This window comes from Mucilaginibacter metallidurans (genome assembly GCF_003286435.2).
GTDB lineage: Bacteria > Bacteroidota > Bacteroidia > Sphingobacteriales > Sphingobacteriaceae > Mucilaginibacter > Mucilaginibacter gossypii.
The window spans coordinates 6,706,900-6,719,053 of the sequence record NZ_CP043449.1 but is presented as its reverse complement, the minus strand read 5'-3'; the positions used below and the strand labels follow the sequence as shown (position 1 = coordinate 6,719,053).

Below are 12,154 nucleotides of genomic sequence, written 5' to 3'. Positions count from 1 at the left end.
ATTGATAATTGGTCCGTAATTTTCGATAATAAAACAAGCTGATAAATGGACATAATCAGGTTTTATATGGACTATATTACTTTCAGGATATTCAACACTATATCCTGCTGAAAATTTATAAAAGTAGAGGAAAAAAGATATTTTATTTCGATGTTGCTTCAACACTGCCCTCTAAAGTTAGCGCTTCTGCCCGCTTTAACTCTTTTTATCATTTAAGTGTTAAAAAATGTCAAAATCAGTTAATTATATTAATTAAAAAGCCTTTTTCATCTCAATTTCATAAAGCGCCGCTACTTTAGTTTTTGTAAAGGAGTGATGTAGCGTAATTGATCAAACTCGCGTAAGGTAATTTACGGTGCATTGTGTGTTCATTTTTAGATACTTAAAAGATTATTATTATGCTGGCTATAAAAACTTTAACCGATAATTTAACAGTCTACAAACGCAACATACGTTTAATGGGCGATAAATTTGAGATTAGTGTAGTGGGCAATAACCCCCTGCTGGCCGATGAGCAAATTGACATTGCCATTGATGAAATTAACAGGGTTGAAAAATTGCTTTCGGCTTTTAGCGATGACAGCAGCATCAACCACATAAACCGTAATGCCGGTGCTGCCCCGGTTAAAGCCGATGGTGAAACATTCAGGCTAATTAACAGGGCACTGCAAATATCAGAACTTACTTACGGCGCTTTTGATATTACCTACCTGGCTGATAACGCGTTTAACGAAACCACAGCCGAAAACAATTTGGTAAAAACCGCCAAACGTACGCTTCCACTGGCCAGCTACAAAAACATAGTGCTTGATGCTGTAAAACAAACTGTTTTTCTGAAAGAAAAAGGGATGCGCATAGGTTTTGGCGCAAACGGCAAAGGCTACGCCGCCGACAGGGCCAAATATGTATTGCAAATGAACGGTGTGAGCAGCGGCGTGATCAATTTTGGCGGTGACCTGCTTGCATGGGGCTTACAGCCAAACCTGCAGCCCTGGACTGTTGCCGATGCCGACATTAGCCAGCTAAACCAACCCTTTGCTGATTTGGAGATCAGTAATCTTGCTTTTGCAACATCGGTTAATGCCGAAAAATATGCAAGTATCAGCAATAAGAAATTCACCAACGTATTTAACCCTAAAAAAGGTTTTCCGGTTAGCGGTATTACAAGCGTAAGCATCCTTAGCCCTACTGCCGAATTTGCCGACGCTTTGGCCACACCGATACTCACCATAGGTGTTAACGCCGGCTTATACATGATCAATCAGCTTAACCAGGTGGCCTGCGTTATTATTGATGATCAAAACCGGGTTTATCCGTCAAAAGACATCGCGCTCTGACTTTCAAACATTAAAGTACACTCATAAACCTTTCATCATAATTGTGATCTGGATAATTCATTTGCATCGGCATTTTTACAAGTGCTCCTGCAAATGAATTGTTATTTGTTGTACCTTTCTCATTTTGGTGTAAACATTTAAATTGTCCTTTATTTGAGCCTTATTTTTACCTTTTCTTCCCCTCAATGATAAAGTGGTTTGCGTATATTGTCCTGTTATTGATATTTGCAACACGTATATCATTTGCCAATGCCCTTACAAAAAACATTGATGCACTTGCTCATGCCGGTAACAAAAAACCGGGTGCGTTGTCGTATACTTTATTAGCGGCTGATACTACTACCAAAACCAAAAAGCAACTGGAGGATGAAAAGAAAAAAATCAAAGAAATAGCCAAAGCAAAGCGGCAGGCTAAGCCGGCTACCGTTGACGAAGATGCCGTACCGCCTAAGCCCAAACCAAAAAGGCAGCGCCGCCCCGAAGGCATGGAGCGCCCGCCCGAAATACCGAGGAGAAATGGCAGTTAAACCGGTTAAACAATTTACCATATTGATGAAATACCTTTGCTTACTTTTTTTTATGGCTGCAAGCGGTACCGTATTTGGTGCGGATACTGATTTGCGCCTTTTTGCCGGTAAGCACCCCTTAGTAGCCGATTCTGATACCATTATTCGTAAGCGGTCAATTTCGGCCGGGGTAAGTTATGGCAGCGACGTGCTGTTTTTTGGTCGTACCGGCCCGGTAAAATATCCTTTTGTTACTGCCGATCTGATTTATAATACCAAGTCGGGTATCTTTTTATATGGCTCGGCCTTTAAAGTTTTGGGTTATGCCCCTGTTGATGAGGTTGATTTGGGCGGAGGGTATTTTTACAAATTTTCGAAAGCCTTTTCCGGCTCAGCAAGTTATACGCGGTTCTTTTTTGCCAGGGATGCAGCGCAGGTTATCAAGTCGGCCTCCTCAAATGATATCAATTTTAAAAACTCATACGATTGGCATTACCTGAAAACAAGTGCCGTGCTGGATTATCTTTTCGGCAAATCGAACGACATTTTTTTAACGATAAGCAATTCAAAATACTGGGAAAGCAGCTGGAGCATTTTTGACGACCAGGATTTTCTTTCCTTTAACCCTTCCTTTAATTTCATCCTGGGCACGCAGAATTTTGTTCAGCGCTATTCACTTGATCATCATTTCAGGGACGAGGCCGCCAATATTTCTATACAATATGACCCGCGTTATGCGAGCCGTAACCGCCGGTTCAACATGCTTAATTACAGCTTCAAAATCCCGGTGGCTTATAACCGGCCGCATTATACGTTTGAATTTTCGTACAAATATTCTATTCCAGTTAACGTAGAAGGAGTATTGCTTAACCGGCGCGAGTCATTTTATAATTTAACTTTTTACTACGTTTTTTATTAGTCATAATACATGAATGTTTTAATAATAGAAGACGAGACAGCACTTGCCCACGAACTTGAAATTTTTCTTTCAAACTATAACTATATCTGCGAGGTTTGTTTTGACGGCACTTCGGCATCCGAAAAAATTGCCACAAACCTGTATGATTTTATATTGATAGACCTGGGCCTGCCCGATTATGACGGCCTTGATCTGCTCAGGGAATCAAAAAAGACTAATTCGGAGGCGGCATGTATTATACTCACCGCCCGCGCAGAGATCAACGACCGGATCAAAGGCCTCGACCTTGGCGCCGACGATTATCTGCCTAAGCCTTTTTCGTTGCTTGAGCTGCAAAGCCGTATGCAGGCCATCATCAGGCGTAAGTTTGGTGTTAAAAATAACATTGTTGAACTGGGTGGTTTCCTGATCGACCTTACCGCACGTACTATATCCTATTATAACAGCGTTGTTAATACCATTACCAAAAAAGAATTTGACCTCATAGCCTATTTAATTTTACATAAAAACCGTACGCTTACCCGCATGCAGCTGAGCGAGCATATTTGGGGCAGCGTGGTGAATAATGACTATGACAGCAATTATATTGACGCGCATATTAAAAATATCCGTAAAAAATTAAATGCCTATGCCCCGCCCGACTGGCTGGAAACGGTACGTGGTTTGGGTTATAAAATAAAGATCAACGTCTGAGTATTTGAAATTAGGAACAAAACTTACCCTTTTTAACGCCATCTCCAAACTGGTTATCGTGATACTGTTTGTATTGCTTGTTCCTGTATTGATCAAAAATATCAGCCGTAATTATGTCGACAGCAAGCTTATCAAACAAAAAAACAAGCTGCTGCAAATTGTAAAAAGCAAGGGCATTGAAACCTACATCGAAAACGGCGAAGGCTACGGCAGCTACCTCCCGCTTAAGGAAGAATATATCAGCCTGGACGAAGTTGATCCCGATTATTTCCTGGATACTATAAAAAGAGGCAAGCGGCTTTTTAGTGAAGGGGATACTTTAGAGTATCGCATACTAAGCCACACCTTTAAGGTTAAGAACAAAAATTACCTGCTGGAAATTGGCAAAAGTGTAGATACTTTGGATGAAACCAGCGTCCCGCTGCAAAACATAGCTTTCCAGGTATTGCTGGGAATGATCTTGTTGACCGTATTAGCCGACCAGGTATATTCAACCTATGTACTTAAGCCTTTACGGCTTATTATTAAAACCAAGCTTGTAGGGCAAAAATTCCCTAATTTTCATACCTACCGGCAGGTACGTACTACCACATCAGATTTTCAGCATTTGGATATCAGTATCCATAACATGATCGAAACCATTGCGGATAAATTTCATAAAGAGCGGGAGTTTATTTCCAACGCATCGCATGAGCTTATGACACCAATCTCTATTCTTCAGTCAAAAATCGAGAATATGTTTGAGGAGGAGGATATCAACGATGAGCTTAAAGGCAGGTTATTGGAGATGCAAAAGATCCTGAACCGGTTGAAGAGCATTACGAAAACGCTGCTGCTCATTTCACAGATAGAGAACGAACAGTTTTTAAAAGAAGACAAGGTATCTGTATCCGAACTGTTGCAGGAGGTTTATGACGAGATCTCCATTCGTCTGCAGGATAAAAACATCAGCTATGAAATGTTGATGCCTGACAACTGGCATTTTGTCAACATCAATAAATTTTTACTCTTTAACCTGTTTTTTAACCTTATCAACAATGCCATTAAATACAATCATGAAGGCGGAAGCATTAAGGTAACAGGCATTGCTGTAAATGACAAATATTTGATCAGTATAGCTGATACTGGCATCGGTATAGATGAAGACGCCATCCCGCTGATCTTTAACCGCTTTAAAAAATTCAGACAGTCATTACAACAAGATAGCTTTGGATTGGGCCTGCCTATTGTAAAATCAATAGCGGCCTTTCATGATATTGAAATCAATGTAATTTCTGAAAAAGATAAAGGGAGCACCTTTAAACTTATTTTCCCGGCCACGTTGATAGTAATTTCTTAAACTTCAAAAAAGCATGCCAAATTGTACTGTAGCAAAAATTTTACTACTGCTTTGTACTAAAAATCGGGCAGTGGTGTAAAAATCAATAATCCTGCATTCTTTACTCCACTGAAATTAACTTTACTTATCATTAAAAAAATGTTGCTATGATTTATGGAGGGTGTTCTTTTAAAGGAAGCAGTCTATAATACTGCCATCAGGTTTTTTTGGCATCTGCTTTGTAAAAAGTACGGTATAACATAATTATACAAGTACGATGAGAACGCTTAAATTAAAAGTAGCCACCCTTGGTATAGCATTAGCTACAGCAGGCATATTAGGCTCAGGATGTAATTCACTTACAAAAACACAAAAAGGTGCTGCTATTGGCGCGGGTGCCGGTGGTACAGTAGGTGCTTTTATTGGTAAAGCTGCCGGTAATACCGCTTTAGGTGCTATTATAGGTGGTGCTGTAGGTGGCACCGCTGGTGCTTTTATCGGTCGTAATATGGACAGGCAAGCTGCCGAAATTAAACAAACAGTGCCGGGTGCCACAGTAACCCGCGAAGGTGAAGGCATTTTGGTTAAATTTGATTCAGGTATTTTATTTGACACCAATAAATCAGATTTGAAACCCGCTGCGGAAACTAACCTGCAAAACCTGGCTGCCTCATTACAGAAAAACCCTGAAACTAATATCACCATCATTGGCCATACCGATAATACCGGATCTGACAGTTATAATCAAACACTTTCAGTAAAGAGGGCGGATGCTGTGAAATCATATTTAGTTGCTGGTAATGTAGCCTCATCACGTATGACAGTGACCGGCAAGGGCGAAAGCGAACCAATTGCCGATAATACCACTGCCGATGGCCGCGCACAAAACCGCAGGGTTGAGATCACCATTGTGGCAAACGAAAAAATGAAGGAGCAGGCAAAACAGGCTGCCCAGTAATACAGCGTAATAATAAGATCAGTTAATAGTTTAAAGAGAAAGTCCCTGGCGCAAAGCCGGGGCTTTTTGGTATATGCCAAAATCACTATTTGCACATTTGTTAAACAATGTGTTATCCCAACTGATAAAAACATTTTGTAATCAACAAGTTAATCACCTACTTTTGCAGTATGGTAAAAAGATCAGGAGCGATATTACTCACTATGCTGTACACAGTTACGGTATTGGGCTTTGCTCTTAATTTCCATATTTGCGGCGACTATGTAGCATCTGTAAAAATTGATGCCCCGGCGGTTAACTGCAAAATGGACCAAAAAGGCGGCAAAATGAAATGCTGCAAGGATAAACAGGTTGAAGTAAAAGTAAAAGACGCTCACCAGGGCGAATCAACTTCGTTTTTAGCAAAGATATTTGGCTTTGAACTGCCAAGCTGGTCGTTCGATAGCCTATTTCCGGCCTTACCATCTTCCTCTTCCGGCAAATTTTATGATCGCGGCCCTCCCAATCCATCGGTTCAGGGCATCGCCACATTTGTCCGCAACTGTATCTTCCGCATTTGATCTGTTAATTGTTAAACCCGGTAAACCTTATCAGCAGTTTATTCTCTAACAATTAATTACACGATCAACATGAAAACTTTAAAAATATTCATCATCATATTTGCGCTTTCTGTAACAGCAGCTAAAGCTCAATTCACCAAAGCCGAACTCCAGGTTAGCGGCCTTACCTGCGCCCTTTGCGCCAAATCAACCGAAAAAGCATTACGCACACTGCCGTTTATTGGCGAAATCAAAACTGATCTGATCCGTAACACTTACCTCATTACCTTTAAAAATGACGTTCCGGTAAATTTTGAGCAGATCAGCAAAAAGGTTCAGGGTTCTGGATTTTCGGTTAACAGTTTAAAAGCCACTTATAATTTTGCCAATACCAAAGTTGCCGAGAATGCATTTAACTACGGGGGCGATACTTACCGCCTGCTTAACGCTGCCGATAAATCATTCACCGGCGATGTGAGCTTTACCGTGGTTGACAATGGTTTCGCACCCAAATCGGTATCAAAAAAATACCTTGGCCAGGTTACGGATACCGCCCCTGCAAGCGGCCGCGTTTATCATTTAGCTATCTAAGTTCTTCATTTAACATCATTTTTTATGAAGAGGATATTATTGGCTGTTTGCCTTATGGCAATGGCACGCCCTGTATTGGCGCAGGAACTGTATGTAAATACAGAACCTGCCAGCAATATGGCAACCGGCTCATTGGGCATTCGCGTGGAAAACCAGGGATATTTTAAGCCATCGTACAAAAACCGTAGTACTATTGAAGCCATGTATGGCGTTAGCCGGCATTTGATGGTGCATGGCTCGGTTTACATGTCTGATTATTATAATTCGAGCCAGCACTTTGAAGGTGGCAGCGTGTACGCCAAGTACCGGTTCCTATCTATCGATACCGTTCAAAAGCATTTCAGGGGCGCATTTTTTGCCAAGCTATCAAGTATTAACAATCCTATAGTGAACCGGGAGATCACTTTAGAAGGTGATAACAGCGGTGCACAGGGCGGTGTGGTTTTCACCCAGCTACTGCATAAGCTGGCGCTTTCAGGTTCGGCAAGCTATTTGCGGGCGTTTAATAACAGCGGTAACTATGAAATTTCAACCAATAGAGTACGTAATGCCGCTGCTTATACCTTATCTGGCGGCTATTTGCTTTTGCCACGTAATTATCGCGACTACAAGCAGGTAAATTTAAACTTGTATTGTGAACTGCTGGGCAAAACCAACCCAGGGCATAGCGAAAGTTATCTGGATGTTGCACCCGCTTTGCAACTGATCTTTAACAGTACCTGCCGGCTTGATTTCTCGTACCGTACACCTATCTATAATGATATGCAACGGAATACTAAAAACATGTACCTCATCAGGCTGGAGTACAACTTTTTTAATCTTTAACCCTACACTACTATGAAAGCGTATATTGTGTTCGTCGCCCTAAACCTGGCTGCTGTGGGCGCATCTGCCCAACACCATCACGATATGAAGATGAGTGATACCACAAAAAAGAATATGCGCATGAACAGCACCAAACCCATGGTTATGGATGGTATGGATATGGACAATATGAAAATGGATACGCCCATGCACCATATGATGATGACGAGCCAGTTCTCGCGCGATCTCCCCATGAACCGCGACGGTTCGGGTACCTCATGGGTGCCTGATGAAACTCCACTGTATGCCTACATGATCCATGGCAAAAAATGGATGAGCATGGTACATGGTAGCTTTTTTGCGCGCTATAACAACCAGGACCTGTTTAATTCGGGTAAAAGGGGTGGCAGTAACAGGATTGATGTCCCCAATTGGCTTATGTTCATGGCTCAGCGAAAAGTAAGCAATAATGGGCTGTTCTCCATTAATACCATGTTCTCGTTCGATCCCTTTTTGGTGGGCAACGGCGGTTATCCCCTGCTGTATCAAACCGGCGAATCATACAAAGGACAAAAATTGGTCGACAAACAGCACCCGCATGATCTCTTTGCTGAGTTGAGTATAGCATATACCCAGCGCGTGGCTAAGGATGCTGATCTCTATCTGTCCTTCGGTTACCCGGGAGAGCCGGCTTTAGGTCCGCCGGTGTTTATGCACCGCCTTTCGGCCATCAATGACCCCGATGCGCCGCTTGGTCATCATTATCAGGATGCTACGCATATCACTTTTGGTGTCGCAACATTGGGCTTCCGTATCAAAAATGTAAAGCTGGAAGGATCCATATTTACCGGCCGTGAGCCGGATGAGCACCGCTATGATTTTGATAAAATGCGATTTGATTCATACTCGGCACGTTTATCCTATAATCCATCCAAAGAGTGGGCCCTGCAGGTATCAGACGGATGGATCCACAGCGCGGAAGAATCTGAGCCGGGGCAAAACGTCAACAGGTTCACTGCATCAGCCATCCATACCAAAATGTTAAGCAAAAACAGTTATGTAGCAACTACACTGGTTTACGGACAAAACCATTATTCGGACAATCATAAAACGCAGCCGTCTGTTTTATTGGAGAATACTTTACAGCTCAACAAAACCGCTGTTTATGGCCGATATGAATTTGTGCAAAAAGACGCCGAAGAACTGGACATGCACGATGCCTACCCGCTTAACCCCAACTTCAATATCAATGCTTTAACCCTGGGAGCAAACCGTATTTTAAGCAGCTTCAAAAACACCAATGTTACCGGCGGTGTACAGGCTACGCTCAATGTTTCACCATCGGCGTTAAAGCCGCTTTACGGTAGCGCACCTATTGGTTTTGAAGTTTATTTAAAGGATAAGCCCGGCATTGATGAAAATGTAATGATCACTAATTTTTCGAATTAAGTCGAATTACACGAATTAGAAATAATACATAATTACGCCATCATTGCAATAACGTTTCATTGGGACATCAAACACAAAGAAGCCCGGTTTGCATAGCACAAACCGGGCTTCTTATTTTCTATTAGTGAAATTCGACTTAATTCGAAAAATTAGTGCCAATGATTATTTAAGTGTAATACCTGTTTTACCCATAGTACCACCATCAGCATAAAGCATAATGGTATAAGTGCCTTTCTGGAATGGCAGGGTTGGGTTTATCCAGTCGATGGTGTATTGTGTGCCATCATCCTTAAAATCAATTGATGTTTTGTAGGTGTACTGCAGGTCCTGGCCATCGGCGCTGAAAGTTCCGGAATCAGGAGCTGTGATCAGGTTTCCGGTTGGATCAATCACGCGTACATAAATATCATGCATAGTTTTTGTAGCCAAAGTATTGCTGGCCACTGTGAAGTTGATCTTCAGTTTTTTGGCTGGGTTTGCACGGGTTACGTCAACCTCTTTTCCGCTGCCTTTTATTTTATAGGCCACCACATCTGAAGTTGCCAGCTTGAGCGCCTGGGCTACTTTCACCTTAGCACCAAGATCCTCATTTTGTTTGGATAGCGTATCCACCTTTTTGGCAACTGTTGCCAGATTGGTTTTTAAAGTATCCCTTTCGGTGGTGAGCGATGTGTTCTGTTTTTTGAGCTCGTCAATGTCGGCAGTATACTTGGTTACAAAATAACGGAGTTGTTTTACATCTTCCTGTACTTTGGCAAGTTCTTGTGCGGTAAGTTTACCTTTGGCCAGTTTAGCCCTCAAAACTTTAATGGTAGATTTTAACGAGTCGTTTTTGGCGGTTAGTGCCGCGGTCATTTTGGCTTTGCCTGCAGTGACTTGTTCAACCTGCGATTCAAGACTGTCGAGCTCGGTTTGCAGTCTTGTTTGCTCATCATGCTGATAAACTATTTTTTTATCGGAGTTGTTTTTTTGCAGGTACAGATACACATCGGTACCCAATAAAGCAAGCACTACTACAATAAGAAAATAAATGACGTTTGAGTTTTTCTTAGGTTGTTGTTGCCCAGATTGGTTTTCCATAGCAATTAAATGTTAAGTTTTAGCATAGTTAAGCAAGTGGTATAACAAAAGCTTAGCTATAGTGTTTAGTTTTTAACGAAATATCAACTGTTAATTGATGTAAAGCGCTTTCCTGCAAGTATATACAGATGCGTTTATCCTTAATGGTTAACATATTGAACGTTAAAACACTAAAAATATGATTTTTTAAAAAATTATTACATCAATTGTTTTAGGCGTTGAGCTAAAATAACTACAAAATGTTTAAAACACAATAAGGCTTCAATTTTTATACTTCATAATAAACCTGCTACGTTATGAGTTTATATCTTTGCAACTTTCAATTTAATTCTATTTGATGCATATATACCAACGGTTCATACTCCTGATTATAATCCTGTTTACAAGTTTAACAGTCAATGCGCAACCTGCCGATCTTGTACCGGCACCGGTTGATGTAAAAATGCAGCCCAAACGCGAATTCAGGGGGGTATGGATAGCCACCGTGGTTAACATCGACTGGCCAACCAACTCCAAATCGCCTTCAGAAAAGCAGAAACAAGAGCTTATCGATATACTAAATTCGCACCAGGAAACCGGGATCAATGCGGTTATGCTTCAGGTGCGGCCCGCTGCCGACGCATTTTATGCCAAAAGCCGTGAGCCTTGGTCGAAATATTTAACCGGTAAACAGGGCCAGGCCCCAAGCCCCAACTATGACCCGCTTGAATTTGCCATCACCGAAGCACATAAACGCGGCATGGAACTGCACGCCTGGTTTAACCCTTACCGCGCTACTTTTGACGGCAACTTTGCAGCGCTTAGTCCGCAGCATATTACTAAAATAAAGCCTGAATGGTTCTTTACCTACGGCGGTATTAAAACTTTTAACCCCGGCCTGCCCGAAGTGCGCGATTATATTGTACAGGTGATACTGGATGTTGTAGATAATTACGACATAGACGGCGTACACATGGACGATTATTTTTATCCCTATCCAATTGCAGGTCAAAAAATAAACGACGAGGAAACATTTAGAAAGTACGGCGAAGGTTACGATAATATTAAAGACTGGCGCCGCCACAATGTGGACCTGCTGATACATATGATTGCCGACAGCGTTCATGCGCATGATCCTAACATCAAATTCGGAGTAAGTCCTTTTGGCATCTGGGCTAATAAAGCGCAAAATGAGGAAGGTTCCGAAACCAATGGCGGCTCCTCATATTATGAAAACTATGCCGATACCCGCAAGTGGGTAAAAGAAGGCTGGATAGATTATATCAATCCGCAGCTTTACTGGCAGATAGGCAACCGTGCCGCCGATTTTCAAAAGCTGCTCGACTGGTGGGGCGACAATACTTATGGCAGGCATTTGTATGTAGGCCAGGCGGCCTACCGCATCAACGAGCGCAAAGTTCAGGCTTTCAGAAACCCGGCTCAGCTACCTCAGCAAATAGAACTTATTCGCAACAACCCAAGGGTTCAGGGCAGTGTTTACTTTAGTTCCAATTCGCTCACCAGCAACCCGCTTGGCTTTACCGACTCACTCCGCGACAATTATTACCAATACCCTGCACTGCCGCCGGTAATGCTATGGCGCGATTCGATACCGCCTAACGCCCCTCAACAGGTTACGGCCAAAGCCGTAGGTAGAAGTGTAGCAGTAAGGTGGCTTACTCCAACTTTAGCTAAAGACGAAGAGCCGGTTTACGGCTATGTGATCTACCGCTTTAACGATGGTGAAAAGATAGACATCGACAATCCTAAAAACATTCTCAAAATCAAATATGATCCCACGCTGGGGTATGATGATAATACTGTTATTAAGGGTAAAACTTATCTTTATGTAGTCACAGCATTAGATAGGATGAAGAATGAGAGTGAAAGGTCTCCAACGATAGCCGTCACAGTTCCGTAATACTTTAATATCCCGTTGTCATTTCAAAACGAGGACCGGGTGAGAAATCTTATGCACTAT

The 12,154-nt window shown here is 42.0% G+C and carries 12 protein-coding genes; 11 read left to right on the top strand and 1 reads right to left on the bottom strand.

The annotated features are described in order from the left end of the window. The first annotated feature begins 398 nt into the window (after positions 1–398). The 10 genes from DIU38_RS28925 to DIU38_RS28880 all read left to right on the top strand — a co-directional run bounded on the left by DIU38_RS28925 (position 399) and on the right by DIU38_RS28880 (position 9,114). Positions 399–1,337, top strand: coding sequence for an FAD:protein FMN transferase (locus DIU38_RS28925; RefSeq protein ID WP_112656126.1), 939 nt, complete (start codon positions 399–401; stop codon positions 1,335–1,337). A 185-nt stretch (positions 1,338–1,522) separates the two neighbouring features. Beyond that, positions 1,523–1,864 (top strand): hypothetical protein, encoded by a 342-nt coding sequence (locus DIU38_RS28920; RefSeq protein WP_091167264.1) that lies wholly within the window; start codon positions 1,523–1,525, stop codon positions 1,862–1,864. Beyond that, positions 1,854–2,762, top strand: coding sequence for a hypothetical protein (locus DIU38_RS28915; protein WP_143020747.1), 909 nt, complete (start codon positions 1,854–1,856; stop codon positions 2,760–2,762). The genes DIU38_RS28920 and DIU38_RS28915 overlap by 11 nt, the downstream gene beginning before the upstream one ends. 9 nt (positions 2,763–2,771) lie before the next feature. After that, positions 2,772–3,455, top strand: a complete 684-nt coding sequence (locus tag DIU38_RS28910) for a response regulator transcription factor (protein ID WP_112656124.1) — start codon at positions 2,772–2,774, stop codon at positions 3,453–3,455. Between the two features lie 4 nt (positions 3,456–3,459). Further along, the gene (locus DIU38_RS28905) at positions 3,460–4,794 is read left to right on the top strand and encodes a sensor histidine kinase (RefSeq protein ID WP_112656122.1); all 1,335 of its coding nucleotides are present in this window, start codon (positions 3,460–3,462) and stop codon (positions 4,792–4,794) included. Between the two features lie 256 nt (positions 4,795–5,050). Continuing rightward, positions 5,051–5,731 (top strand): OmpA family protein, encoded by a 681-nt coding sequence (locus DIU38_RS28900; RefSeq protein WP_112656120.1) that lies wholly within the window; start codon positions 5,051–5,053, stop codon positions 5,729–5,731. A 170-nt stretch (positions 5,732–5,901) separates the two neighbouring features. After that, the gene (locus tag DIU38_RS28895) at positions 5,902–6,291 is read left to right on the top strand and encodes an HYC_CC_PP family protein (protein ID WP_112656118.1); all 390 of its coding nucleotides are present in this window, start codon (positions 5,902–5,904) and stop codon (positions 6,289–6,291) included. Between the two features lie 69 nt (positions 6,292–6,360). Next, complete coding sequence (locus DIU38_RS28890; protein ID WP_112656116.1) at positions 6,361–6,861, top strand: heavy-metal-associated domain-containing protein; 501 nt, start codon at positions 6,361–6,363, stop codon at positions 6,859–6,861. A gap of 24 nt (positions 6,862–6,885) precedes the next feature. Beyond that, complete coding sequence (locus DIU38_RS28885; RefSeq protein WP_146750463.1) at positions 6,886–7,686, top strand: hypothetical protein; 801 nt, start codon at positions 6,886–6,888, stop codon at positions 7,684–7,686. A gap of 12 nt (positions 7,687–7,698) precedes the next feature. After that, on the top strand, positions 7,699–9,114 hold the full coding sequence (locus DIU38_RS28880; RefSeq protein WP_112656114.1) for a hypothetical protein: 1,416 nt from the start codon (positions 7,699–7,701) through the stop codon (positions 9,112–9,114). Between the two features lie 162 nt (positions 9,115–9,276). Here the strand turns inward: DIU38_RS28880 and DIU38_RS28875 are convergent, their stop codons facing one another. Beyond that, positions 9,277–10,194 (bottom strand): hypothetical protein, encoded by a 918-nt coding sequence (locus DIU38_RS28875; RefSeq protein WP_112656112.1) that lies wholly within the window; start codon positions 10,192–10,194, stop codon positions 9,277–9,279. Positions 10,195–10,531: 337 nt separating this feature from the next. Between DIU38_RS28875 and DIU38_RS28870 the strand changes: the two genes are divergently transcribed. Continuing rightward, positions 10,532–12,094: a glycoside hydrolase family 10 protein gene (locus DIU38_RS28870; RefSeq protein ID WP_112656110.1), complete on the top strand. Its 1,563-nt coding sequence runs from the start codon at positions 10,532–10,534 to the stop codon at positions 12,092–12,094. Positions 12,095–12,154: the final 60 nt, after the last annotated feature.

Coding starts and splice junctions, on each gene's coding strand:
- DIU38_RS28920 (WP_091167264.1), top strand. CDS start 1,523: ATGATAAAGTGGTTTGCGTATATTGTCCTGTTATTGATATTTGCAACA.
- DIU38_RS28895 (WP_112656118.1), top strand. CDS start 5,902: ATGGTAAAAAGATCAGGAGCGATATTACTCACTATGCTGTACACAGTT.
- DIU38_RS28890 (WP_112656116.1), top strand. CDS start 6,361: ATGAAAACTTTAAAAATATTCATCATCATATTTGCGCTTTCTGTAACA.
- DIU38_RS28910 (WP_112656124.1), top strand. CDS start 2,772: ATGAATGTTTTAATAATAGAAGACGAGACAGCACTTGCCCACGAACTT.
- DIU38_RS28900 (WP_112656120.1), top strand. CDS start 5,051: ATGAGAACGCTTAAATTAAAAGTAGCCACCCTTGGTATAGCATTAGCT.
- DIU38_RS28875 (WP_112656112.1), bottom strand. CDS start 10,194: ATGGAAAACCAATCTGGGCAACAACAACCTAAGAAAAACTCAAACGTC.
- DIU38_RS28885 (WP_146750463.1), top strand. CDS start 6,886: ATGAAGAGGATATTATTGGCTGTTTGCCTTATGGCAATGGCACGCCCT.
- DIU38_RS28880 (WP_112656114.1), top strand. CDS start 7,699: ATGAAAGCGTATATTGTGTTCGTCGCCCTAAACCTGGCTGCTGTGGGC.
- DIU38_RS28870 (WP_112656110.1), top strand. CDS start 10,532: ATGCATATATACCAACGGTTCATACTCCTGATTATAATCCTGTTTACA.
- DIU38_RS28915 (WP_143020747.1), top strand. CDS start 1,854: ATGGCAGTTAAACCGGTTAAACAATTTACCATATTGATGAAATACCTT.
- DIU38_RS28925 (WP_112656126.1), top strand. CDS start 399: ATGCTGGCTATAAAAACTTTAACCGATAATTTAACAGTCTACAAACGC.